At 73.2% G+C, this 23,971-nt stretch carries 24 protein-coding genes; 12 read left to right on the top strand and 12 right to left on the bottom strand.

Annotated features, from left to right (window positions below):
• Positions 1–28 precede the first annotated feature (28 nt).
• Positions 29–361: an SH3 domain-containing protein gene (locus tag ACFVFQ_RS33705; protein WP_383423468.1), complete on the bottom strand. Its 333-nt coding sequence runs from the start codon at positions 359–361 to the stop codon at positions 29–31.
• Between the two features lie 194 nt (positions 362–555).
• Between ACFVFQ_RS33705 and ACFVFQ_RS33700 the strand changes: the two genes are divergently transcribed.
• Entirely contained in the window at positions 556–2,832 is a 2,277-nt protein-coding gene (locus ACFVFQ_RS33700) for a PQQ-binding-like beta-propeller repeat protein (protein ID WP_383423466.1), read from the top strand.
• An 18-nt stretch (positions 2,833–2,850) separates the two neighbouring features.
• Here the strand turns inward: ACFVFQ_RS33700 and ACFVFQ_RS33695 are convergent, their stop codons facing one another.
• Both ACFVFQ_RS33695 and ACFVFQ_RS33690 read right to left on the bottom strand, forming a co-directional pair.
• Positions 2,851–3,072, bottom strand: coding sequence for a hypothetical protein (locus ACFVFQ_RS33695; protein WP_383423461.1), 222 nt, complete (start codon positions 3,070–3,072; stop codon positions 2,851–2,853).
• A complete protein-coding gene (locus ACFVFQ_RS33690; RefSeq protein ID WP_383423458.1) occupies positions 3,069–3,287 on the bottom strand; it encodes a hypothetical protein in 219 nt (72 codons plus the stop codon). The genes ACFVFQ_RS33695 and ACFVFQ_RS33690 overlap by 4 nt, the downstream gene beginning before the upstream one ends.
• Positions 3,288–3,454: 167 nt before the next feature.
• Here ACFVFQ_RS33690 and ACFVFQ_RS33685 point away from each other — a divergent pair, with 167 nt between their 5' ends.
• The 3 genes from ACFVFQ_RS33685 to ACFVFQ_RS33675 are packed head-to-tail and all read left to right on the top strand — an operon-like array spanning position 3,455 to position 4,802.
• Positions 3,455–4,297 carry a helix-turn-helix domain-containing protein gene (locus ACFVFQ_RS33685; protein ID WP_383423488.1) on the top strand — a complete coding sequence of 281 codons (843 nt, stop codon included), beginning with the start codon at positions 3,455–3,457 and terminating at the stop codon, positions 4,295–4,297.
• Positions 4,279–4,485, top strand: coding sequence for a DUF397 domain-containing protein (locus tag ACFVFQ_RS33680; protein ID WP_383423454.1), 207 nt, complete (start codon positions 4,279–4,281; stop codon positions 4,483–4,485). The genes ACFVFQ_RS33685 and ACFVFQ_RS33680 overlap by 19 nt, the downstream gene beginning before the upstream one ends.
• 26 nt (positions 4,486–4,511) lie before the next feature.
• Complete coding sequence (locus ACFVFQ_RS33675) at positions 4,512–4,802, top strand: DUF397 domain-containing protein (RefSeq protein WP_383423452.1); 291 nt, start codon at positions 4,512–4,514, stop codon at positions 4,800–4,802.
• A gap of 78 nt (positions 4,803–4,880) precedes the next feature.
• Here the strand turns inward: ACFVFQ_RS33675 and ilvD are convergent, their stop codons facing one another.
• From ilvD to ACFVFQ_RS33660, 3 genes are all read right to left on the bottom strand, one after another.
• Positions 4,881–6,731, bottom strand: a complete 1,851-nt coding sequence (ilvD, locus tag ACFVFQ_RS33670) for a dihydroxy-acid dehydratase (RefSeq protein WP_383423450.1) — start codon at positions 6,729–6,731, stop codon at positions 4,881–4,883.
• Positions 6,732–6,915: 184 nt separating this feature from the next.
• Positions 6,916–7,740: a sugar phosphate isomerase/epimerase family protein gene (locus ACFVFQ_RS33665; protein WP_383423448.1), complete on the bottom strand. Its 825-nt coding sequence runs from the start codon at positions 7,738–7,740 to the stop codon at positions 6,916–6,918.
• Between the two features lie 584 nt (positions 7,741–8,324).
• Positions 8,325–9,251 (bottom strand): Ppx/GppA family phosphatase, encoded by a 927-nt coding sequence (locus ACFVFQ_RS33660; protein ID WP_383423446.1) that lies wholly within the window; start codon positions 9,249–9,251, stop codon positions 8,325–8,327.
• A gap of 57 nt (positions 9,252–9,308) precedes the next feature.
• Between ACFVFQ_RS33660 and ACFVFQ_RS33655 the strand changes: the two genes are divergently transcribed.
• Positions 9,309–10,214, top strand: a complete 906-nt coding sequence (locus tag ACFVFQ_RS33655; protein ID WP_383423444.1) for a hypothetical protein — start codon at positions 9,309–9,311, stop codon at positions 10,212–10,214.
• Between the two features lie 99 nt (positions 10,215–10,313).
• Here the strand turns inward: ACFVFQ_RS33655 and ACFVFQ_RS33650 are convergent, their stop codons facing one another.
• Complete coding sequence (locus ACFVFQ_RS33650) at positions 10,314–12,146, bottom strand: sigma-70 family RNA polymerase sigma factor (RefSeq protein ID WP_383423442.1); 1,833 nt, start codon at positions 12,144–12,146, stop codon at positions 10,314–10,316.
• Positions 12,147–12,344: 198 nt separating this feature from the next.
• Between ACFVFQ_RS33650 and radA the strand changes: the two genes are divergently transcribed.
• Both radA and disA read left to right on the top strand, forming a co-directional pair.
• The gene (radA, locus tag ACFVFQ_RS33645) at positions 12,345–13,757 is read left to right on the top strand and encodes a DNA repair protein RadA (RefSeq protein ID WP_383423440.1); all 1,413 of its coding nucleotides are present in this window, start codon (positions 12,345–12,347) and stop codon (positions 13,755–13,757) included.
• A gap of 132 nt (positions 13,758–13,889) precedes the next feature.
• A complete protein-coding gene (disA, locus tag ACFVFQ_RS33640) occupies positions 13,890–15,011 on the top strand; it encodes a DNA integrity scanning diadenylate cyclase DisA (protein WP_383423438.1) in 1,122 nt (373 codons plus the stop codon).
• A 225-nt stretch (positions 15,012–15,236) separates the two neighbouring features.
• On the opposite strand, the gene ACFVFQ_RS33635 is transcribed toward disA, so the two are convergent.
• From ACFVFQ_RS33635 to ACFVFQ_RS33625, 3 genes are all read right to left on the bottom strand, one after another.
• Positions 15,237–16,223, bottom strand: a complete 987-nt coding sequence (locus ACFVFQ_RS33635) for an NAD-dependent epimerase/dehydratase family protein (RefSeq protein ID WP_383423436.1) — start codon at positions 16,221–16,223, stop codon at positions 15,237–15,239.
• 194 nt (positions 16,224–16,417) lie between these two features.
• Positions 16,418–17,257, bottom strand: coding sequence for a hypothetical protein (locus ACFVFQ_RS33630; RefSeq protein ID WP_383423435.1), 840 nt, complete (start codon positions 17,255–17,257; stop codon positions 16,418–16,420).
• A 193-nt stretch (positions 17,258–17,450) separates the two neighbouring features.
• Positions 17,451–17,993, bottom strand: a complete 543-nt coding sequence (locus tag ACFVFQ_RS33625; RefSeq protein ID WP_383423486.1) for a pyridoxamine 5'-phosphate oxidase family protein — start codon at positions 17,991–17,993, stop codon at positions 17,451–17,453.
• Between the two features lie 141 nt (positions 17,994–18,134).
• On the opposite strand from ACFVFQ_RS33625, the gene ACFVFQ_RS33620 reads away from it, so the two are divergent.
• The 5 genes from ACFVFQ_RS33620 to cseC all read left to right on the top strand — a co-directional run bounded on the left by ACFVFQ_RS33620 (position 18,135) and on the right by cseC (position 23,207).
• Entirely contained in the window at positions 18,135–19,094 is a 960-nt protein-coding gene (locus ACFVFQ_RS33620) for an A/G-specific adenine glycosylase (protein WP_383423431.1), read from the top strand.
• A gap of 580 nt (positions 19,095–19,674) precedes the next feature.
• Positions 19,675–20,226, top strand: a complete 552-nt coding sequence (locus ACFVFQ_RS33615; RefSeq protein WP_383423484.1) for a SigE family RNA polymerase sigma factor — start codon at positions 19,675–19,677, stop codon at positions 20,224–20,226.
• Positions 20,227–20,512: 286 nt separating this feature from the next.
• Entirely contained in the window at positions 20,513–21,175 is a 663-nt protein-coding gene (locus ACFVFQ_RS33610) for a hypothetical protein (RefSeq protein ID WP_383423429.1), read from the top strand.
• Positions 21,176–21,183: 8 nt separating this feature from the next.
• Complete coding sequence (gene cseB, locus ACFVFQ_RS33605; RefSeq protein WP_383423427.1) at positions 21,184–21,894, top strand: two-component system response regulator CseB; 711 nt, start codon at positions 21,184–21,186, stop codon at positions 21,892–21,894.
• An 8-nt stretch (positions 21,895–21,902) separates the two neighbouring features.
• The gene (gene cseC, locus ACFVFQ_RS33600) at positions 21,903–23,207 is read left to right on the top strand and encodes a two-component system sensor histidine kinase CseC (RefSeq protein WP_383423425.1); all 1,305 of its coding nucleotides are present in this window, start codon (positions 21,903–21,905) and stop codon (positions 23,205–23,207) included.
• Positions 23,208–23,383: 176 nt separating this feature from the next.
• On the opposite strand, the gene ACFVFQ_RS33595 is transcribed toward cseC, so the two are convergent.
• Complete coding sequence (locus ACFVFQ_RS33595; RefSeq protein ID WP_383423423.1) at positions 23,384–23,770, bottom strand: ATP-binding protein; 387 nt, start codon at positions 23,768–23,770, stop codon at positions 23,384–23,386.
• The gene (locus ACFVFQ_RS33590; RefSeq protein ID WP_383423421.1) at positions 23,770–23,964 is read right to left on the bottom strand and encodes a hypothetical protein; all 195 of its coding nucleotides are present in this window, start codon (positions 23,962–23,964) and stop codon (positions 23,770–23,772) included. The genes ACFVFQ_RS33595 and ACFVFQ_RS33590 overlap by 1 nt, the downstream gene beginning before the upstream one ends.
• Positions 23,965–23,971: the final 7 nt, after the last annotated feature.

Genomic DNA, 23,971 nt, shown 5'->3' with positions numbered 1-23,971 from the left:
GCGCCGCGGCCGTCCCGCCCGCCCGCGCTCAGCTCATGCAGCCCGGCGCGACCATCCCGTTACTGCCGGTGTGCACATAGGCATCGGAGACGTACTGGTTGGGCCCGATGCTGTCCCAGAGGTTGGAGGTGCCGCACGGGCCGGTGACCCACTCGCCGCGCCGCTGGCAGCGGATGGTGATCTGGGAGCCGGCCGGCAGTTGGCGGACGACGGGGGTGTTGGTGCCGGGCCCCTGGCGGACGTTGACGCGGTAGCCGGCCGCGAGCGGGTAGCCGCCGCCCCCGGCGAACGCCATGGAGAGCGGCACCGGCGTCACCGCCGCGTCCGCCCCGCCGTCCTGCTGGAAATCCTGAGTGGTCATGCGCGTTGCCCCCCGTTGCTGGATGGCCGCCCGGCGGTGCCGGACGGTACGTTTCCGGCCGCCTGTTCGACGCCGTTGTCGCGCACGCTAGCAAGCCGACGCCGCCTGGGACGCGCCATCGACTAGGCTCCGCGCGTCGCACTTGCGACCGATTCGGCAGGGGAAGTCCAGGGGAAAGACACGGGGGTGGGACGATGCCGCCGCTGCGCGACTCCGGGCCCGGTTCGGAAGCGGAGCGTCCGGAATACGCCGGGCACTACCGCCTGGAGTCACGGCTGGGCTCCGGTGGCATGGGCGTGGTGCACCTGGCCCGGTCCTCCTCCGGGCTGCTGCTCGCGGTCAAGGTCATCCACGCCGATTTCGCCCAGGACCCGGAGTTCAGGGGCCGGTTCCGGCAGGAGGTGATGGCCGCCCGGCGGGTCAGCGGCGCCTTCACCGCCCCCGTCGTGGACGCCGACCCGGACGCCGAGCGCCCCTGGATGGCGACCCTCCACATCGCCGGCCCGACCCTCTCCGCACACGTCAAGCGGAACGGCCCGCTGGCCCCCACCGAGGTACGGCAGTTGGGCGCCGGCCTGGCCGAGGCGCTGCGCGACATCCACCGCGCGGGCGTGGTCCACCGCGACCTCAAGCCCGGCAACGTCCTGCTCTCCGCCGACGGGCCGAAAGTCATCGACTTCGGCATCTCCCGCCCGTCCGACAGCGAAATGCGCACCGAGACCGGGAAGTTGATCGGCACTCCGCCGTTCATGGCCCCCGAGCAGTTCCAGCGGCCGCGCGAGGTCGGCCCGGCGGCGGACGTCTTCGCCCTGGGGTCGGTGCTGGTGCACGCCGCCACCGGGCGCGGCCCGTTCGACTCGGACAGCCCCTACCTCGTCGCGTACCAGGTGGTGCACGACGAGGCGGACCTCTCCGGGGTGCCGGACGAGCTCGTCGGGCTCATCGAGGGCTGCCTGGCCAAGGACCCGGCCCGCCGCCCGACGCCGGACCGGCTGATGCAACTGCTGCGCACGGACGCGCCGATGACGGTGCCGGCCGACCTGACGCCCGGCGAGGACGCGATACCGGACACGGTCCCCGGCGACACCCGGGTCCCGGCCCAACGGCAGCCGCTGGACGCCGAGTCGACACCGTCCGCCGCCGCACCCGCCCCGTTCCGCGCCGAGCCCGCCCCCTCGCGCGCCGAGGCCACCCACGTCCGCGCCCGCACCCCGGACCCGGCCGAAAAGCCCATATCCGGCAAGCGCCGCCCCCACGCTCGCCGCCGCCTCCTCTGGGCGGCCGCCACCACCCTCGCCGTCCTCGCCGGCGCCGGCACCTGGGCCCTCACCGCCAACTCCGGCGAGGATTCCGCCCTCCAGACCCACGCCCCGTCCGCCCCGCGCGCCGCCTTCCACCCCTGGCGCACCACGATCGTCGAGCGCCCCGACGGTTCCGCCGCCGAGATGCCGTACTGCACGGCCGGCGCCGGCGCCGTCTTCTGCGGCCAGTCCGGCCTGCCCGCGGCCCGCCTCACCCCCGGCTCCGGCGAGGTGACCTGGCGTCACAAGGCGCCCCCCGCAGGCCCGGTGGCCAACGCCCCCACCGCCCCGGTCCTCTCCGGCGGCCACCTCTACGTCTTCGCCGACGGCGGCAAGCGCCTGCTGGCCCTCGACCCGTCCGCCACCGGCAACGGCGCGGTCCGCTGGAGCCTGGACGTCTCCGGCTACGCGGGCGGCGCGGCCGTCGTCGCCGACCGCATCCTCCTCACCTCCGGCGACGGCACGATCACCGCCCTCGACTCCGCCACCCACGCCCAACGCTGGCGCAAGCGCTTCCCCCACCACCGCTTCCCGCACTTCACCTCGTACGGCGACCCGCACACCGCCTACGCCGCCGAGACCCTCCCCACCGCCACCCCCACCACCCAACTCACCGCCATCGACCCGACCGATGGCACCCTCCGCTGGTCCCGCCCACTCCCCGGCCTCCTCACCCTGGCCGGCCCCGGCACCTCCGGCGCGCTCTACCTCACCGTCGGCGACCCGGTCTACGACGGCGTCACCTCCGCCGTCCTCCGCTACGACCCCACCACCCACCGGACCCGCCAACTCCCCCTGAACGCCCGGCTGCACAACGTCTCCGCCACCGTCCAGGGCGACACCGCCTACCTCCTGGCCGAGGGCGGCGCCCTGCGGGCCGTCGGCGCCCGCACCTGGGACACCGAAACCTCCGTCAGCCGCGGCTCCGCCCCCGTCGTCGCCGGCGAGCGCCTCTACTTCGCCGCCGCCGACGGCCGCCTGCTCGCCGTCGACACCACCACCGGCGCCCTCCTGGGCCAGACCCCGCCCCGCCTCACCGCCGCCCGCCACAACGGCTACCTCCAGGCCGTCCCCGCCCCCACCCTCGACACCGCCCACGACCGCATCTACGCCACCTCCCCGGACGGCACGGTCTTCGGCGTCGCGACGAAGGCCCCGGGACGGTGGTGAGGACGCGGCGCCGGGCGGTCAAACGACCCGCCCGCTCTTCCGATTGAGCTCCGCCACGTGCTCGCTCAGCGCGGCGGACACCGACACCGGTTCGACGTCCGCCGGATCCACGTCCCACTCCACCCCGCCGCCCAACGGCCGGAGTTGGAAACAGGCCCCCTCGCGGTCCATCACCCGCCCCACCCGCCCCCGTAACCGGTCCCGCACGATCTCGCCCTTCAGCGGGACGTACGCGTTCACGGCCGCGTCCGCCCGTTGCCGCCCCCGATGACGGCCGCCAGCCGCCGCGCGGTCTGCGGGTTGCAGCGCCCCAACTCGATGAGCGGACGCGGCGGTTGGCCGCTGTACGACAACGGGTCGACGGACAGCGACGGCAGCACGATCCCGCTCCGTTCGAGCGCGTCGGCCAACGCGTCCCGCGCCGCCTCGGCCTCGGCGATCTTGTCGCTCGTCATAAGGGCTGCTCCTTCTGCCGTTTCGATGCCTGACACTCCGGAACGCAACTACCGTGTGTATTCCGGCCATTACAAGAATGGACCTGGAATCGGGCACGAATGCCGCTCGTCGGGGCTACTTCCGTGCCCGGGCCGTTACTTCCACACCTTCCACGCAGGAGGTCGCCATGCCGCCGAGAAGGGTCGTTACCGGGCGGAGCCCGGACCCCCGCCGCCGCTTCGCGGAGGAACTGCGCTTACTGCGGGACCAGAAGGGCGACAGCCTTCGACGGCTCGCCGAGGTGCTCGGTTGGGACGCCTCCCTCTTCGGCAAGATGGAGAGCGGGAAGACCCTCGGCAGCCCGGAGGTCGTGGAGGCACTGGCCCAGCACTACGGAGTGGGCGATCTCCTGCTGACCCTCTGGGAGTTGGCCGTAGGCGACCCGAAGCAGTTCAAGGAGCAGTACCGGCGGTACATGGCCTTGGAGGCGGAGGCGGTGAGCCTGTGGCACTACGCGGTGAGTGCGCCTCCGGGCCTGCTACAGACCGCCGGCTACGCACGCGAGGCGCTCGCGGCCGGTGGCCTCTCCGGCCAGGCGTTGGACCAGCAGATCGAGGCCCGCATCGGACGGCAGATGCTGCTGGAGACTGACGACCCGCCACCGTTCCGAGCCATCCTTTCCGAAGCGGTACTTCGCAACTCTCTGCCCGATGCGCGCGCCTGGCGTGAACAGTTGGAGCACCTGGCAGCATCGGCGGACCGACCGAACATCACGATCCACGTACTCCCGTTTGGCAAAGGACCGCATGGCTTGATGAGCACCGCCACGATGTTCCTTCGTCTGCTCGACGGCCGTACCGTGGCCTACACAGAGAACGACATCCGCGGTGAACTCATCGAGGAGCACAGCAGGATCGAGCGCATGCAGCGCGCCTATGATGCGGTGCGCGATCTCGCCTTGCCCCCGGCCGAGTCGCGGAATTTCATCGCCAGGATGTTGGAGGGTGTGTCGTGCGAGCCATCGACCTGAGTCACGCGACGTGGCGCAAGTCCAGCTACAGCAACACAGACGGCGGCGAGTGCGTCGAGGTCTCTCAAAATCACCCCGCCCTCGTCCCCGTCCGCGACAGCAAGGCCCCCCACGGTCCCGCCCTCGTCTTCGAGGCGGGCGCCTGGGACTCGTTCCTCACGGCCGTCAAGGGCGGCAGTTGGGGCTGATCCCAGCAAGGATTGGAGGCAACGCCATGCGTTCAATCGATCTGAGCACCGTCACTTGGCGCAAGAGCTCGTACAGCAACCAGGACGGGGGAGAGTGCCTTGAGGTCTCCGACGACCTCCTGGCCGCCACCACCTGGCGCAAGTCGAGCTACAGCAACTCCGAGGGTGGCGCCTGCATCGAGATCTCCGACACCCACCCCGCCCTCGTCCCCGTCCGGGACAGCAAGCGCCCCCACGGCCCCGCCCTCGTCTTCGAGGCGGGCGCCTGGGACTCGTTCCTCACCGCCGTGAAGGGCGGGCAACTGTCCGGGAGTTGAGCGCCGGCAAGAAGCAGCACACTGGCCCCCGTCGTGCACAAGCACGACGGGGGCCAGTTCACGCGTAAAGGCGAGGCGTCAGCCGAGTCGGCTCACGTCCCGCACCGCGCCCTTGTCCGCGCTCGTCGCCATCGCCGCGTAGGCGCGCAGGGCCGCCGAGACCTTGCGCTCGCGCTGCTTCGGGGCGTAGACGCCACCCAGCGCGGCCCGACGGGCGGCCAACTCACCCTCGTCCACCAAGAGTTCGATCGAGCGGGCCGGGATGTCAATACGGATGCGGTCGCCGTCCTGGACGAGGGCGATGGTGCCGCCGGAGGCCGCCTCGGGAGAGGCGTGGCCGATGGAGAGGCCCGAAGTGCCGCCGGAGAAGCGGCCGTCGGTGACCAGGGCGCACGCCTTGCCCAGGCCGCGGCCCTTCAGGAACGAGGTCGGGTAGAGCATCTCCTGCATGCCGGGGCCGCCCTTGGGGCCCTCGTAGCGGATGACCACGACGTCACCCTCCTTGACCTGCTTGGTCAGGATCTTGTCGACGGCCTCCTCCTGCGACTCGCAGACCACGGCCGGACCTTCGAACGTCCAGATGGACTCGTCGACGCCGGCGGTCTTCACCACGCAGCCGTCCTCGGCGAGGTTCCCGCGGAGCACGGCCAGGCCGCCGTCCTTGGAGTAGGCGTGCGAGGCGTCGCGGATGCAGCCACCCGCGGCATCCGTGTCGAGCGTCTCCCAGCGCTCGGACTGGGAAAACGCGGTCGCCGACCGCTGGCAGCCGGGGGCGGCGTGCCACAGCTCGACCGCCTCCGCCGTCGCCGCGCCGCCGCGCACGTCCCAGGCGTCCAGCCACTCCTTGATGGAGGGGGCGTGGACGGTGTGCACGTCCTCGTTGAGCAGCCCGCCGCGGTACAGCTCGCCGAGGATCGCGGGGATGCCGCCGGCGCGGTGCACGTCCTCCATGTAGTACGTGCCGCCGGGGGCGACGTTCGGGGCGACCTTGGCCAGGCACGGGACGCGGCGCGAGACGGCGTCGATGTCGGTCAAGTCGTAGCCGACGCCGGCCTCTTGGGCGGCGGCCAGCAGGTGCAGGATCGTGTTGGTGGAGCCGCCCATCGCGATGTCCAGCGCCATCGCGTTCTCGAACGCGGCGTGGGTGGCGATGTTGCGCGGCAGCACGGACGCGTCGTCCTGCTCGTAGTAGCGCTTGGCCAGCTCGACGACGGTGGCGCCGGCCCGCTCGTAGAGGTCCTTGCGGGCGGTGTGGGTGGCGAGCACCGAGCCGTTGCCGGGCAGCGAGAGCCCGATCGCCTCCGTCAGGCAGTTCATCGAGTTGGCGGTGAACATGCCCGAACAGGAGCCGCAGGTGGGGCAGGCGTTCTCCTCGATGCGGAGGATGTCCTCGTCGGAGACGCTCTCGTTGGAGGCGTCCACCATGGCGTCGATCAGGTCCAGCTTGCGGACGGTGCCGTTGACGAGGGTGGCGCGGCCGGCCTCCATGGGGCCGCCGGAGACGAAGACCGTGGGGATGTTGAGGCGGAGCGCCGCCATCAGCATGCCGGGGGTGATCTTGTCGCAGTTGGAGATGCAGATCAGCGCGTCGGCGCAGTGCGCCTCGACCATGTACTCCACCGAGTCCGCGATCAGGTCGCGGGAGGGCAGCGAGTACAGCATGCCGCCGTGGCCCATGGCGATGCCGTCGTCGACGGCGATGGTGTTGAACTCCCGCGGCACCGCGCCCGCGGCCTTGATCGCCTCGGAGACGATCCGGCCGACCGGGGCGAGGTGGGTGTGCCCGGGCACGAACTCGGTGAAGGAGTTGGCGACCGCGACGATCGGCTTGCCGATGTCCTCGCTCGCTACGCCGGAGGCCCGCATAAGGGCGCGGGCGCCCGCCATGTTGCGGCCATGGGTAACGGTGCGGGACCTCAGCTCGGGCACGATGGTCACTCCCTCGGAAACGGGCGTACAGCCGGGATGCGGACGTACAGCGTCAGCGCCGTACGGCGGGCCATACAGCAACTGATCCCGAGATTACGCTGCCGATCCAAGATCTGGACACTGCCTCCGGAATATGAGACGCCCGACCGGAGTGCGGACAGCCCCACCGGGGGCCGGCGCCCGCCTACTTACCGGGAACCCCGGTCGGGGACCCCAGGTGAAGCCGGGTGAAGGCCAGCGCCTCGGCAAGGTCGGCCTCGCGTTCGGCGGCGGACATCGCCCGCCGGGTGTTGACCTCGACGACCACATGACCGTCGAACCCGCTGCCGGCCAGCCCCTCCAGCAGCTCCGCACAGGGCTGGCTGCCGCGCCCGGGCACCAGGTGCTCGTCCTTGGCGGAGCCGTTGCCGTCGGCGAGGTGGACGTGCGCCAGCCGGTCGCCCATCCGCCCCACCATCGCCAGGGCGTCGTGCCGCGCGGTGGCGGTGTGCGAGAGGTCGACGGTGAAGTGCCGGTAGTCGTCGTTGGTGGGGTCCCAGTCCGGCGCGTAGGCGAGCATCTCGCGGTCGCGGTACCGCCACGGGTACATGTTCTCCACCGCGAACCGGACGTCCGTCTCGCCCTCCATCCGCCAGATCCCGCGGACGAACTCCCGCGCGTAGCTGCGCTGCCAACGGAACGGCGGGTGCACCACCACCGTCGAGGCCCCCAGCTTCTCCGCCGCCGTACGGGCCCGCTGGAGCTTGACCCACGGATCGGTGGACCAGACCCGCTGGGTGATCAACAGACAGGGCGCGTGCACCGCCAGCACCGGCACGCCGTGGTAGTCCGAGAGCCGGCGCAGCGCCTCTATGTCCTGGCTGACCGGATCCGTCCAGACCATGACCTCGACGCCGTCGTAGCCAAGGCGCGCGGCGATCTCGAAGGCCGTCGCCGTCGACTCCGGATAGACCGAAGCCGTGGACAGCGCGACCTTCGCACCGGGAATCCGCACCACTGGCTCTGTCACGAGGGACAGCGTAAGGGCCACCCCCAACCACACGGCAGGACACCGGCCACGTCACGCCCCCTCCCCGCAACCCCTGTGACGAGGGGGAACCCGTACAACGCCTGGGACGCGACCACTCCCCCGCCACCGGATGTGATCTCCACCGCATTACCCACACCACAAGGAGCGCCCCACCAACCGGCCCCCACCGACCGGCACCCGGCGACGCTCCCCAAGGGGCGCACCCACCAGGCCGACGGAAACCGAGACGGCGGATCAGCCGCGAACGGCGCCGGGTCGGAGGGGATGTCCCGGGGTGCGCCCGCAGGATCTGGAGCAAAGCCCCGGGCATTCCTCAACTCACAAACCAGAGGCGCCCGCACCGAGGACGTACCCCGGGACAGCCCCTCCGGCCCCCACCCACCGGGCGTAGGCGAAGCGACGCCGGCCACAACGAACGGATCAGCCGACAACGCGGGGCGCCACCAAACAACACCCCGCCGCCACGGCGAGCAACCCCGACACCACCGGGCCCAGCGGAATCCCCAACTCACCCCAACCACAACGTGGGAAGCCCGCCACAAGGCAGCCTCACGGCAGAACCCTCACGGCAAGTGATCCAACCGCCGCAAAATCACCCCCTCCCGCAACGCCCAAGGACAGATCTCCAACGTCTCCACCCCGAACAGATCCATCGCCGCCTCCGCCACCAACGCCCCCGCCAGCAACTGCCGCGCCCGCCCCTCGGACACCCCCGGCAGCTCGGCCCGCTCCCGGGTGCTCATCTTGGCCAGCCGCGGCACCCACTCCTCCAACGTCTTGCGGGGCAGCTCCCGCTGGACGTACAGCCCCTCCGAGGACCGCGCCGCCCCCGCGATCCGCGCGAGCGCCTTGAACGTCTTGGACGTCCCGACGACCTGGTCCGGCGTCCCGTGGCGGGCGAAGTCGCTCACCACCTTGGCGATCCCGGCCCGCACCCGACGCCGCAGCGCCCGCACGTCCTCCGCCCCCGGCGGGTCCTCCCGCAGGTCCGACCCGGTCAGCCGCCCGGCCCCGTACGGCAGCGAGACCGCCACGTCCGGGTCCTCGTCCAGACCGTAGGCGACCTCCAGCGAGCCGCCGCCGATGTCCAACACCAGCAGCCGGCCGGCCGACCAGCCCAGCCAGCGGCGGGCGGCCAGGAAGGTCAGCCGCGCCTCGTCCTCGCCGGAGAGGACCTGGAGCATGACCCCGGTCTCGTCGGCGAGGCGGCGCAGCACCGCCTCGCCGTTGGTGGCCTCGCGGATCGCCGAGGTGGCGAACGGGAGCACGTCCTCGACGCCCTTGTCCTCGGCGACCTGCATCGCCTCCTGGATGGTGAGCACCAGGCGGTGCACGCCGTCGTCGCTTATGGCACCGTCCTCGTCGAGGAGTTCGGCCAGGCGCAGTTCCGCCTTGTGCGAGTAGGCGGGCAGCGGGCGCGCGCCGGGGTGTGCGTCCACCACCAGCAGGTGGACCGTGTTCGAACCCACATCGAGGACACCGAGTCTCATACGTGGAAACCTACTGCCGCGGCGGGAGACACTCGGCGCCGGCCGTACGCTGGACCCGTGGCAAAGACGAAACAGGCGAAGCACCAAAAAGCCGAAAAGGCCCTGAAGAAGGAAGAAAAGCGGCGCGCCAAGGACGCCGCCAAGGCCGCCGCGGCTGCCGACGCCGCCGCGGCCGCGCAGTCCGGCGACGGGGCCACGGCCGACGAGGTCGGCCTCGACTTCGCCCGCGCCTGGGTCACCTTCCCCGACCCCGGCGACGACGAGCAGCTCTTCCGCTGCGACCTGACCTGGCTGACCTCCCGCTGGACCTGCATCTTCGGCAGCGGCTGCCAGGGCATCCAGGCCGGCCGGGCGGACGACGGCTGCTGCACGCTCGGCGCGCACTTCTCCGACGAGGAGGACGAGGAACGGGTCGCCCAGCACGTGGCGCGGCTCACGCCCGACGTGTGGCAGTTCCACGACGTGGGCACCGACACCGGTTGGACCGAGGTGGACGAGGACGGCGAGCGGCAGACCCGCCGCTGGCAGGGCTCCTGCATCTTCCAGAACCGCCCCGGCTTCAAGGGCGGCGCCGGCTGCTCGCTGCACATCCTCGCGCTCCGCGAGGGCCGCGAGCCGCTGGAGACCAAGCCGGACGTCTGCTGGCAGCTCCCGGTCCGCCGCACCTACGACTGGATCGACCGGCCCGACGACAGCCAGATCCTCCAGGTCACCATCGGCGAGTACGACCGCCGCGGCTGGGGCCCGGGCGGCCACGACCTGCACTGGTGGTGCACCTCGGCGACCTCCGCGCACGGCGCCGGCGACCCGGTCTACGTCACGTACCGGCCGGAGCTGACCGAGCTGATGGGCGAGGCCGGTTACGCCAAGCTGGCCGAGCTGTGCGAGCAGCGGCTGGCGTCCGAGCTGCCGATGGCCCCGCACCCGGCCGACCCCAAGCCGCGGGCCGCCGGCGCGCAGTAACCACCGCGCCACGCCAACCGGGCCGCGGCACCGCCACCGGTGCCGCGGCCCAACTCCCGCCCACCGACGGCGAGTAGCCGCCCGCGGCCGCCCCTCGCCTCAGGTCGCCGGCCGCGTCGTCTGCCACGGCCCCGCCGGCGGAGTCGCCCGGTTACCCGCCCCGGCGCCCGTCCCCGTGCCCCCAGTGGTGCGCGCCGACGGACTCCCGGGCGCGGCCGACGGCGACGGCCGCGCGGCCCCACCCCCCGTGGACCGCGGCGTCGGATGAAACGACGGCGCAGGCGAAGGCGACGCCGACGAAGGCGAAGACGACACCGGCGACGGTGACGGCGACGGCCGCGTAGGCGCCGAACTGGGCGCCCCCGGCCCCGCCCCGGGCGCCGGCTCCGTCGCCCCGTGCCCCTCCAGCGTGATGATGGTGCCGCCGGGCTCGATGACGATCGCGGACCGCCAACTCCCCTCCGGCTCCCGGTCGTGGTCCACGTAGACCGTGATCCGCGCCTTCTGCCCCGGTTTCAACTCCCCGGCGGTATGGCTCATTTGCAACCATGGCGCGCCCGACGACGCCCGCCAGTGCACCGGGGTGCCGCCGGAGGCGCTGATCGTGATGACCGTGGTGCCGGCGTCCGGCTGCGCGGCGACCGTCAGCCGCCCCGGCCCGCGCTCCTCCCGTCCACTGGGCGGCGTCGGGCCGGCGCCCGCGCCCAGCACCGCGACGGAGACGTCGGACGCCCCCTCGCCGGCCCGGCGGTCGGGCCGCGGCGACGTCGACCGGGCGTTGCCCGCGTTCTCGTACGGGCGGCCGTCCAGCCGGTCGCCGGTCATCGCGCCCTCGACCTCGTTGGCCGCCACCGTCGTCGGCAGCGCTTCCGTCTCGCCGGTCTCCGGGGCGTTGCGGTAGGCCGCCCACAGCGCGAGCACCGGCGCGGCCAGTACGGTCGCCACGACGGTGGTGGTCAGCGCCCGGTGGCGCAGCCGCCGGCGGCGGGCGGTGCGGTCGGTGGGGGCGATGGGGAATCCCCGGCGGTCGTAGCGTGGAGAACCGTTTGCTCCACCGCTTCGGCCGCCCGGAGTCGGGCCGGCCCCGGGCACGCCCTCCGCCCGCCCCGAACGGGCCGCCCGGGCCGCCGCCAGCGCCGCACACACCGCCGAACGGTCCGCGGTGACCAGCGGCAACGCGCCCTGGGCGACCGGCGCGGTGCCCGGCCAGGGCCCGGCGGCGGTGGCCCGCTCGGCGGTCCGCCGGCACTCCGCGCAGTCGTCGACGTGCCGCACCAGCTCCCGGCGCAGCGTCGCGCCCAGCAGCATCTGACTGTCGCCGGCGAGCCGCGCGACGTCCGGGCACCGCCCGAACTCGACCACCGCCAGCGCCGCTCTGGTCCGCTCCACCTCGCAGGACGCGGCGGCCAGCAGCGTGCGGGTGGTGGTCGGGTCGGCGCCGGTCACCGCGGCGATGTCGTCCGGCGCCAGCCGGTGGCGCACCGACAGCTCCAACACCTCCCGCTGCTCGGGGGTGGTGCCGGCCGCCTCCGGCCAGGCCAGCGCGGCCAGTTCGCGCTGCCGCGCCGGGGTCCGCCCGGGATCGGCGGGGTCGGTGGCGCCCGGGCCGGCCTGTTCGGCGAGCCGTCGCAGGCACGCCCAACGGGCCAGGGCGTAGAGCCAGGGTCGGAAGAGGGTGGCGTCGTCGGGGCGCCGGCCGTGCTGGCGCTCGGCGAGCGCGAGCGTCTCGCCGAGTACGGCGGCCGCCGCGTCGTGCTCGCACAGCACGGACAGGCAGTAGGTGAACAGCCCGTCCAGATGGGGCTCGTAGCGGTCCTGGTGCTCGGGGCGGCGGGGCCGCCCGTCTGTCTGCGGCCGGTGCCGGCGCGGCTCGGCGGTGCGCGACCGGAGTGCGCCGGTGGTGTGCGTCGGGTGCTCGGGCCTGCTGCTCATCACCCCGGCGACGGTAGGCGGATGATGCAGCCACGCCCGCGCGGCAGGGTCACTTTTAACCCTTACGGGTGACCATCTCCCTCAAAAGAGGACACAGATCTGCTATTCGGCCGCGGCGCGCGCTCGGCGCACGCCACCCGGTCGGCGCACCTGCCGTCGGCACCCCCGCTGTCACACCCCGCCGCTACGGTTGGCGTCATGGCAACTCGTAAAGCGTCGGCCAAGGAGCGCCCCTCGTACCGCTGCACGGAGTGCGGCTGGACCACCGCCAAGTGGCTCGGCCGCTGTCCGGAGTGCCAAGCGTGGGGCACGGTCGAGGAGTTCGGCGGCACCCCTGCGGTGCGCACCACCGCGCCCGGCCGGGTCACCACCGCCGCGCTGCCCATCGGCCAGGTCGACGGCAAGCAGGCCACCGCCCGCTCGACGGGCGTGCCGGAGCTGGATCGCGTGCTGGGCGGCGGGCTGGTCCCCGGCGCGGTGGTGCTGCTGGCCGGCGAGCCCGGCGTCGGCAAGTCCACCCTCCTGCTGGACGTCGCCGCCAAGGCCGCCTCGGCCGAGCACCGCACCCTCTACGTCACCGGCGAGGAGTCCGCCAGCCAGGTCCGGCTGCGCGCCGACCGCATCGGCGCCCTTGACGAGGACCTCTATCTGGCCGCCGAGACCGACCTCTCCGCCGTCCTCGGCCACCTGGACAGCGTCAAGCCCTCACTGCTGATTCTGGACTCGGTGCAGACCGTCGCCTCCCCTGAGATCGACGGCGCCCCCGGCGGCATGGCCCAGGTCCGCGAGGTCGCCGGCGCGCTGATCCGGGCCTCCAAGGAGCGCGGCATGTCCACCCTCCTGGTCGGCCACGTCACCAAGGACGGTGCCATCGCCGGCCCCCGCCTCCTGGAGCACCTCGTCGACGTCGTGCTGCACTTCGAGGGCGACCGGCACGCCCGGCTCCGCCTCGTCCGCGGGGTGAAGAACCGCTACGGCACCACCGACGAGGTCGGCTGCTTCGAGCTGCACGACGAGGGCATCACCGGCCTCGCCGACCCCTCCGGCCTCTTCCTGACCCGCCGCGCCGAGCCGGTGCCCGGCACGTGCCTGACGGTCACCCTGGAGGGCCGCCGCCCCCTGGTCGCCGAGGTCCAGGCGCTCACCGTCGACTCCCAGATCCCCTCGCCCCGGCGCACCACCTCCGGCCTGGAGACCTCCCGGGTCTCGATGATGCTGGCCGTCCTGGAGCAGCGCGGCCGGATCAGCGCCCTGGGCAAGCGCGACATCTACAGCGCCACCGTCGGCGGCGTGAAGCTCAGCGAGCCGGCCGCCGACCTCGCCGTCGCCCTCGCCCTGGCCAGCGCCGCCAGCGACACCCCGCTGCCGAAGAACCTGGTCGCCATCGGCGAGGTCGGCCTGGCCGGCGAGGTCCGTCGGGTCACCGGCGTCCAGCGCCGCCTGGCCGAGGCCGCCCGGCTCGGTTTCACCCACGCCCTGGTCCCCAGCGACCCCGGCAAGATCCCCGCCGGCATGCGGGTCCTGGAGGTCGCCGACGTCGGCGAGGCGCTGACCGTGCTGCCCAAGCGGGTCCGCCGGGAGGCCCCGCGGGAGCAGGAGACGCGCCGGTAGACTTTGCCCCGGTCTCGCCCGTCACCGCCGTCCCACCGCCGGCTGCGTAGCCCCTGGGTACTCTCCTCGTGATACGCACCGCGGCACCGGCCGGGCGGCCCGGACCGACAGACCATGCGACGGAGGAGTGCAGTGGCAGCGAACGACCGGGCGTCGTCTCCCGGCAGGTCGGCAGGGACCGGCACCGAGAGCCTGATGCGCGCCACGCTGAGCGCCGTCGCGCCCGGTACGGCCCTGCGCGACGGCCTGGAGCGCATCCTCCGCGGCAACACGGGCGGCCTGCTCGTCCTGGGCTTCGACAAGACCGTCGAGTCGATGTGCACCGGCGGCTTCGTCCTCGACGTGGAGTTCACCGCCACCCGCCTGCGCGAGCTGTGCAAGCTGGACGGCGCCCTGGTCCTCGACAAGGACATCACCAAGATTCTGCGCGCCGGCGTCCAGTTGGTGCCGGACGCCTCCATCCCCACCGAGGAGACCGGCACCCGCCACCGCACCGCCCAACGGGTCTCCATCCAGACCAACTTCCCGGTGGTCTCGGTCAGCCAGTCCATGCGCCTGATCGCGCTCTACGTGGACGGCGAGCGCCGCGTGCTGGAGGAGTCCGCCGCGATCCTCTCCCGCGCCAACCAGGCGCTGGCCACCCTGGAGCGCTACAAGCTCCGCCTCGACGAGGTCGCCGGCACCCTCTCCGCCCTGGAGATCGAGGACCTGGTCACGGTCCGGGACGTCTCCGCGGTCGCCCAGCGGCTGGAGATGGTCCGCCGGATCGCCACCGAGATCGCCGAGTACGTCGTCGAACTGGGCACCGACGGCCGCCTGTTGGCCCTCCAGCTCGAAGAGCTGATCGCCGGCGTGGAGCCGGAGCGCGAGCTGGTCGCCCGGGACTACGTCCCCGAGCCCACCGCCAAGCGCTCCCGCACGGTCGCCGAGGCGCTGGCCGAGCTGGACGCGCTCACCCACACCGAGCTGCTCGAACTCCCCATCGTGGCCCGCGCGTTGGGCTACAGCGGCTCCCCCGAGACGCTGGACTCGGCGGTCTCGCCGCGCGGCTTCCGGCTGCTGGCGAAGGTCCCCCGCCTCCCCGGCGCGGTCATCGACCGCCTGGTGGACCACTTCGGCGGCCTCCAGAAGCTCCTCGCGGCCAGCGTCGACGACCTCCAGGCCGTCGAGGGCGTCGGCGAGACCCGCGCCCGCTCGGTCCGCGAGGGCCTCTCCCGCCTGGCGGAGTCGTCCATCCTGGAACGGTACGTCTAACGGAGCCCCGACGGGGCGGCGGGCGGGCCGGACCGCAACGCCTCGCTACGCATCGCCCGACGGCGCGGGGGCGGTTGCGCCCCGCGCCGTCGCGCCCGCGGAACGGGAATACCCTCCCCCCGCCCGCGCGTTGAGGGCCCCACAGGGGGCGCTCGCGTCCCCTACGGGATGCGTTCGGCACCCCCCTAAGGCCCACCCCACCCCACCCCGCCCTCCAGCCCCCGCCTACCCCAGCACCGCCGCCTCCTTCTCCGCCGGCAGCCCCACCGCCGGCTTGCCCGGCCGCTGCGGCGCCACCCCGCCGATGCTCCGCAGCCACTCCCAGGTGTCCGCCACCGTCTCGGCGACCGGCCGGCACCGCAGCCCGGCCGCCAGCGCCTTGCCGACATCGCCCCCGTAGAACGCCTCGCAGTCCGGCCCGCCCTGCGGCAGCCAGATCGGCAGCTCGGTCCAGGGCGCGATGCCCGCCGCGAGGACGTCCTCGGGCGCCGTCCAACGGAGTTCGGCCGACGAGCCGGTGGCCCGTACGCAGCTCTCCAGCAGTTCGCCCATCGTGGCGTGCCCCGGCTCGCTCACCAGGTTGTAGCCGCCGGACCGCCCGCCCCGTACGGCGTTGAGGATCCACTCCGCCAGGTCGCGGGCGTCGATGTACTGGAGCGCCAACTCGCGCGGGCCCGGCGCGAAGACCGGGCCGCCGCGGGCGATCCGGGTCAGCCACCACGGCAGCCGCCCGATGTTCTCGTACGGGCCGAGGATCAGCCCGGGGCGAACCAGCAGCGCCCGGTCCGAGAACGCCTCGATCGCGGCGAGTTCGCCGCCCCGCTTGGCCCGCGCATAGTCGTCGGCGTCGGCGTCGTCCGGGCAGCCCTCGACCAACGCGGCCGTCTCGCTCATCCGTTGGGCCAGCGGAGAGGCGTAGACCGAGATGCTGGAGACGTAGGTGTAGTGCCCGACCCGGCCGGCCAGCAGCCGGGCGGCGTCCCGGACCGCCACCGGCGCGGCGCTCCAGGTGTCCACGACGGCGTCCCACTCGCCGTCCTCCAGGGCGGCCAACCCGCCCGCCGCCAACCGGTCGCCGTGCCGCACGGCGACCCCCTCGGGCGCCGCGTGCCGCCCTCTGTTGAAGACCGTCACGTCCCAACCCCGGGCCAGCGCCGCCTCGGCGACCGCCCGCCCCACGAACTCCGTACCGCCCAGAATCAGTAGCCTCATGACGGCGACTGTGCCGCAGCGGGCCGGACGTCACCAGCGGCGCACGCTCTCAGCGAATCCCCTACGGGCGGAACTTCCGGAGGCGCCTCCTCCGGGACGGCCCGTCAACTCCCAACGGCAGCCCCGCTACAGCGGTCCGGAACGGCAGCCCGACCCCCGGCCCGACCGGCAGCCCGCGCCACCGCCGCCGGCCGTCAGCCCTTCGCCAGCTCGAACGACGTCTTGGCCGCCGTCAGCCCGGGAACCTTCGCCTCGATCAGGTACCTCCCGGCCGGCACCGCCGCCGCGCTCGGCGTCGCGCACTGGGGGCCGCTGGCCCGGCGGTCCCACTCGACGGTGCGGGTCACGGTGCCCTTGGCGGGCACCTGGACCAGCGCCGGGGAGCTGTTGGACGGGCAGTCGTCGGAGGCCCACACCCGGTCGTCGGCCGCGGCGTCGTTGATGGTGAGCACCGTCGCCTTGCGCCCGAGGTCCACCTTGCAGGCGGCGCCGCCGGAGTTGGTCACCTTCAGCTCGAACTTGGGCTTCTCGTCCGGCGGGTAGGAGTCCTTGAGGCTGCGCAGCGCCAATTCCACCGTTCCGGAGGTGCAGTTGGGGAGGGCCGCGCCCGCCGCGACGGGGGCGTCGCCGCCCGCCGGCTGACCGATCGGGATACCACCGGTGGCGGCGCCACCGGCCGCCGAACCGCCGCCGGAACCACCGCTTCCGCCACCGACCGCGCCGACACCGCCCGCGGTCCCGCCACCGGAACCACCGCCCGACCCGGACGCCCCGCCGGCGCCCGACTCATCGCGTCCGCCCGGCTTTTGACCGATCGCCGGCCCGCTCGGCGCGGGCCCCGGTGTGATGGAGGCGGCGGGCCCGGACCCCTGCGCGCCCTTGCCCTCGCTGGCCGTCTTCTCGTCGCCGCCGCCCCACGTGAGGATCCACACCACCAGGGCGATCAGGAGGACGGCGACGGCCAGCGCAACGGCCCTCCGCCGCCAGTAGATGGAGGACGGAAGCGGCCCGATCGGATTGCGCAGTGATCCCACGCGAAAACTCTACGAGAGATCCGGACCGGCACCGGCCAGTACCCGCCGCATCAGACTGCAACTTTTCCCATCATCAGCCCGGTGACCCTCCGCGGCGCCCCTCCCCAACGCCCGTGCGCCGCCCAACGGGACAGCGGCACGGCACAACGGGAGCGCACCGGCACGCCCCCGCGCCCACCGTCGCGCCGCACGCCTACGCCCACCACTCTTCCTTGTGGCCGAAACCCCGCGCGTTGTCGATCAACCGCAGCCAGTCCGGGCGCAGTTCCCACAGCGCGGTCCGCTCCAGGGCCGCGCGCAGCCGCTCGTCGGCCGCGACGAAGGGGAAACGGGCCGTGTAGACGCGCCACCCGGCCTCCCGCTCGTCCCCGCTCAACGGGCGGCAACCACCCCGCCCCTGAATCCCGGTCAGCCCGCTCCACTCCTGGCCGTCCCGCTGCACCGTGAACGCCACCCGCGCACCGGGCTCGCTCAGGGCCCGGCCGTGCCGGGTGCTCGTAGCGGTGACGAAGTACAGCGTCGGCGCCCCGTCGGCAGCCTCCCCGGCCGCGTAGAGCACCGCGCACGCCTGCGGTCCGTCCTCGTCCGCGTACGCCAGCGTCACGGTGGTGTGCCCGTCCAGTGCCCGCCGGATACCGTCCGGGCACGCCGCGCCCCCGGTGTCCCCGGCGCCCCGGGCCCCGCCCCTCTGCCCGTCGCTCGCCCGCTTCTCCACACTGCCGCCCGCGCCGCCCATGTCACTCACGCCACCCATCCTCGTACGCCCCCGCCGCCCCATGCGCACCGCCCGCCCCTTCCTGCGTGTGGGTGGGCGCGCGGCGGGGCGGGGCGGGTGCGTTTCTCGGGGGCGGGCGGGCGTGCCAGGATCGGCACTGCCATGACTTCCACGCCTGCCATTCCCAGTGCCATGACCGCCGCCGCCGAGAACGCCTCCGCCGCCGCATCGGCCGCGGAGGCCGCGGACGGGACCGGGCTGCACCGCCCCGTCACCGACTGGTTTGCCGAGCACGCACGCGACCTGCCCTGGCGCCGCCCCGAGGCGGGCGCGTGGGGTGTGATGGTGAGCGAGTTCATGCTCCAGCAAACGCCGGTCAGCCGCGTGCTGCCGGTCTACGAGCAGTGGCTGGCCCGCTGGCCGCGGCCCGCCGACCTCGCCGCGGAGCCGCCCGGCGAGGCGGTGCGCGCCTGGGGCCGGCTCGGCTACCCGCGGCGCGCGCTACGGCTACACGCCGCGGCCTCCGCCATACAGGAGCGCCACGGCGGCGACGTCCCCCGTGAGCACGCCCAACTGCTGGCGCTGCCCGGCGTCGGCGAGTACACCGCGGCGGCCGTCGCCTCCTTCGCCTACGGGCAGCGGCACGCGGTGCTGGACACCAATGTGCGGCGGGTCTTCGCCCGCGCGGTCACCGGCCGCCAGTACCCGCCGAACGCCACCACCGCCGCCGAGCGCAAGCTGGCCCGCGCCCTGCTCCCCGAGGACGAGGGCCTCGCGGCCCGTTGGGCGGCGGCCACCATGGAGCTGGGCGCGCTGGTGTGCACCGCCCGCGCCCCGGAGTGCCACCGCTGCCCGATCGCCGCGCAGTGCGCCTGGCGGCTGGCCGGGTCGCCGGCCCATGAGGGCCCGCCGCGCCGCACCCAGGCGTACGCCGGGACCGACCGGCAGGTGCGCGGCAAGCTGCTGGCCGTGCTGCGCGAGGCGGTCGCGCCGGTGCCGCAGGGCGTGCTGGACCAGGTGTGGGACGAGCCGGTGCAGCGGGCCCGGGCCCTGGACGGGCTGGTGTCGGACGGTCTGGTGGAGCCGCTGGGCGGCGGCCGCTACCGGCTGCCGCACTCCTGACCTGGCCGCGGCCATGGCCGAGGCGTCTGAAACACGGCGTCAGAGTCGCATATGTCACGGTCTCGTCATGTGACGTCCTCGTTGTTCTTCTCGTCTTCTCGGGCGCGGTCCCTCCCAGGGGCCGCGCCCGTCGCTCGTCCCCACCGGGACGGGAGGCGGCACGCACGCCCACCCCGCGACGGAAACCGCACGACGAGACCGCACGACGAGAACACAGAAGAGAAGCGGGACGGCCGCCCCACCGAAACCAAACCCCCGCCGAACTGGCCGGATTGCGCCCGAAGAAGGCGCGTTCCCTCGCCCGTCGGCCACCCCGGGCACACCCCGCCGCGCCCCGCAGGACCTTTGTCCCTCCAGGTGAGGGCCCGGCCTCCGTCGGGAGTATGACGCCGTCGTGGGCCCCGTCGGCCCCAGGTATGACCCCCGGCGCGCTGTTACACAACCGACGGTTTTCCGTGCACTCCCTGAGGGTCCGACGCACATTACGTCGCAACACCCCCTCCGTAGCGTCATTCCCGTGCTGGAGATGACCGCCAGCGCGGACAACGCGGGGAATCGCAAGCGGATCGGAGGCGTCGGAATGGCGACCAGCGGCGGCAAGGTACTGGACTTCGAAGAGTACGTGCGGACCCGGCAGGATGCCCTGCTGCGCAGCGCCCGGCGCCTGGTCCCGGATCCGGTCGACGCCCAGGACCTGCTCCAGACGGCACTGGTCCGCACCTACGGCCGCTGGGACGGCATCGCCGACAAGTCGCTGGCGGACGCCTACCTCCGCCGCGTCATGATCAACACCCGCACCGAGTGGTGGCGCGCCCGCAAGCTGGAAGAGGTGCCCACCGAGCAGCTCCCCGACGCCAGCGTCGACGACGGCACCGAACAGCGCGCCGACCGGGCCCTGTTGATGGACATCCTCGGCGTGCTCGCCCCGAAGCAGCGCAGCGTCGTCGTGCTGCGGCACTGGGAGCAGATGAGCACCGAGGAGACCGCGGCCGCGCTCGGCATGTCCACCGGCACCGTCAAGAGCACCCTGCACCGCGCCCTCGCCCGCCTCCGCCAGGAGCTGGAGAGCCGCGACATAGACGCCCGGGTACTGGAGCGCGGGCAGCAGGAGCAGGAGCGGTGCGCGGCCTGACCGGCGCCGACACAACGACCGACGCGCCCGGCACGGCCGGCGCGCGCGGCCCGAACGTCACCCCCGGCACGGCCGGCAACCCCGGCACGACCAGCGCGACCGGTGACGTGATCAAGCCCGACGTAACCAAGCCCACAGCCCGGCACACAGCTTGGCGCGGGACAATCTCCACAGGAGCAGCGGCCGGGCGCACGGCGACAGCGGGGTCGGCGGCTATGCGGGCGGCACGGTGAGCGGGAGCGGATTGTCCAGATACAGGCTGACCAGAAGCCTGACCAGAAGCGGTTTGACCAAGGGCGGCGCGGCCACGGCGGGCGTGGCCGCCGTCGGCCTTTTGCTGGCCGGGTGCAACCCCGGTGGCGAGGGCATACGCAAGGAAGGCGCCGCCAGCCACACCCCCGCGCCCCGGGGCGCGATGAGCGCGACCCCGGCGCCCAGCCCGAGCGCGCACTACAAGAAGGTCAACGCCGTCCAACTGCTCGCCGACGACCCCAAGGTCGGCCCGGACGTGAAGCGGGCCGTCGCCAAGCCCTGCGCCGCGCACGAGTACCCGATAGAGGTGACCTACGCCGCACTGACCGGCGGCAAGACCCCGGACGTGATCGTCAACGTGATGACCTGCGCGGACTCCGTCGGCATCGGCACGTACGTCTACCGCGCGAAGGCCGGCGCCACCGACGGGTATGACAACGTGTACGCGAACGAGCAGCCGTCGGTCTACGCCGGGGTGAGCAAGGGCGAGCTGGAGGTCTCCAAGCAGACCTACGGGCCGGGCGACAAGGTGTGCTGCCCCTCGGGGGAAGATGTGATGACGTACCGCTGGGCGAACGACCACTTCACCGAGTACGACCGGTACCACACCGACTACAGCAAGACCACCGTCGACGACACCCCGGACGGCGACGCCACCGGCGGCACCGGCGACGGCTCCACGGGATCGGAGGGCTGACACACCCCATGGCCGACACCCATGTCCTCTTCGTCGAGGACGACGACGTCATCCGCGAGGCCACGCAACTCGCGCTGGAGCGCGACGGTTTCGTGGTCACCGCCATGCCCGACGGGCTCTCGGGCCTGGAGGCGTTCCGCGCCAATCGTCCCGATATCGCCCTGCTCGATGTGATGGTCCCCGGGCTCGACGGCGTCAGCCTCTGCCGACGGATCCGCGACGAGTCCACCGTCCCCGTGATCATGCTGTCGGCGCGCGCCGACTCCATCGACGTGGTGCTCGGCCTGGAGGCCGGCGCCGACGACTACGTCACCAAGCCGTTCGACGGCGCGGTGCTGGTCGCCCGGATCCGCGCGGTGCTGCGCCGCTTCGGTCACGCCAGCGGGCCGGATCGCGCGGGCGCGGCGGCCGCGGAGGACGACGGCCTGACCGAGACCGTGCTGCGCTTCGGCGACCTGGAGGTCGACACCGAGGGCATGGAGGTCCGCAAGGGCGGCGAGACGGTGGCGCTGACGCCCACCGAGATGCGGCTGCTGCTGGAGTTCTCCACCGCGCCCAACACCGTCCTCTCCCGCGACCGGCTGCTGGAGCGGGTCTGGGACTACGGCTGGGGCGGCGACACCCGGGTCGTCGACGTCCACGTCCAGCGGCTGCGCGGCAAGATCGGCCAGGACCGGATCGAGACGGTCCGCGGCTTCGGATACAAGCTGAGAGGCTGACTCCGCAGGTGGTCAGGCTGGCCCTGCGAACGGGCCTGAGATGGAAACTCAGCGCCGCGATCGCGCTCGTGGGGGCGCTGGTCGCGGTGGCGTTGAGTCTTGTCGTGCACAACGCCGCGCGGGTCTCCATGCTCGACAACAGCCGCGATGTGCAGATCGAGCGGCTCAACTTCACGCAGAAGATCTACGAGTCCACCAACCGCCTCCAGTTCGGCGCGAAGATCGACGATCCGGCGCTGCCGAAGGCGCTCCGCAAGGAGGTCGCGGAGGGCGACCGGGCCACGTTCCTGGAGGACACCGGGCAGACCGCGCCCGAGGTGTGGGCCGCCTCGCCGCTCGGCAACGGGCGGGTGCTGTCGATCCACGACCGCTTCCCCGATCGTTTCCAGGTGCTGGACGACCTGGACCAGGCGCTGTTGATCGGCTCCACGGCGGTGGTCGTGGGCGGGTGTGCGCTGGGTGTGCTGGTCGGTGGGCGGCTGTCGAAGCGGCTGCGGAAGGCCGCGGCGGCGGCCGGGAAGCTGGCGGACGGGGACACCTCGGTGCGGATTCGCGACGAGGTGGGCGGGGGTCGGGTCCGCGACGAGACGGACGATCTGGCGTGGGCGGTGGACGCCATGTCCGACGCGCTCCAGCAGCGCATCGAGGCGGAGCGGCGGGTGACCGCGGACATCGCGCACGAGTTGCGGACGCCGGTGACGGGGCTGTTGACGGCGGCCGAACTGCTGCCGCCGGGGCGGCCGTCGGAGCTGGTGCGGGATCGGGCGCAGGCGATGCGGACGTTGGTCGAGGACGTGTTGGAAGTGGCGCGGCTCGACGGGCATGCCGAGCGGGCCGAGCTGCAGGACGTGCTGCTGGGCGAGTTCGTGTCGCGGCGGGTGCGGGCGCTGGATCCGGGGGTCGTGGTCGACGTCCTGCGCGATGCCGAGGTGTCGACGGATCCGCGGCGGCTGGAGCGCATCCTGGGGAACTTGATCGCCAATGCGACGCGGCACGGGAAGCCGCCGATCGAGGTCACGGTGGAGGGGCGGGTCATCCGCGTGCGCGATCACGGGGTCGGGTTCCCGGAAGCGTTGCTGCGGGAGGGGCCGAGTCGGTTCCGTACCGGGAGCAGCGATCGGGCCGGGGTCGGGCACGGGCTGGGGCTGACGATCGCGGTGGGGCAGGCTCGGGTGTTGGGGGCGCGGCTGACGTTCCGCAACGCGGATGAGTTGACGGATGGGTCCACGGGGGCGGTGTCGGTGCTGTGGCTGCCGGAGAACGCGCCTACGGCTACCGGGAGTTTCCCGGTGATCCAACTGCCGGATCGCTGAGCGGCTCGGTTCCGCTTGGTGGGGGCTGACGTGGCCTCGGCTTCTCGCCGTGGGTGGGGCCGGAGGGGCTGCCCCGGGGTACGTCCTCGGTGCGGGCGCCTCTGGTCAGTCAAGTGAGGAATACCCGGGGCTTTGCTCCAGATCCTGCGGGCGCACCCCGGGACATCCCCTCCGGCCTACGCCGTCGCCGACTTTCCCGCCGACTCTCCTGCCACTTCGCACCAGACCGTCTTGCTCGCCCCCTCCTGTCGTACGCCCCACCGCAGCGCTACGGCGTCCAACAGCGCTATCCCGCGCCCGTTTTCGTCGTCCACGGCCGCCTGGAGGAGGACGGGCAGGGCGCGCGGGTCCGGGTCGGTCACCTCGATCCGCACCCGCCCGTCGACGGTCTGCGTTACGTGGACGCTGACGGGCGTGCCCTCCCCCACGTGCCGGATCACGTTCCCGACCAACTCGCTGACGCAGAGCTCGACTTCGCACGATGCTGACGTACCGAGGTGCGCCCGCACGGCCCGCCGCAGCAACGGGACCTCCTTCGGTACGGCGAGCAGCCGGACGGTCATCACTCCCCGGCCGCCTTGTGCAGGGCTTCGGTGAGTTGGCGCGCGGTCGCCATGTTGCAGTTGCCGAGCGCGACGAGCGGAGGCGAGTACGTCCCCGCGAACGACGGCAGATCGACGCCCAACGACGGCAACGTGATCCCGTTTTCCCGCAACGCCGCCTTGAGCCCCTCGGTGCATTCGTGCACGTCATCCATGGGTGTT

The organism is Streptomyces sp. NPDC057743 (genome assembly GCF_042798755.1).
In the GTDB taxonomy this organism is placed as follows: domain Bacteria; phylum Actinomycetota; class Actinomycetes; order Streptomycetales; family Streptomycetaceae; genus Streptomyces.
The sequence above is the reverse complement of the archived record's forward strand: the minus strand, read 5'-3'. Positions and strand labels throughout refer to the sequence as shown.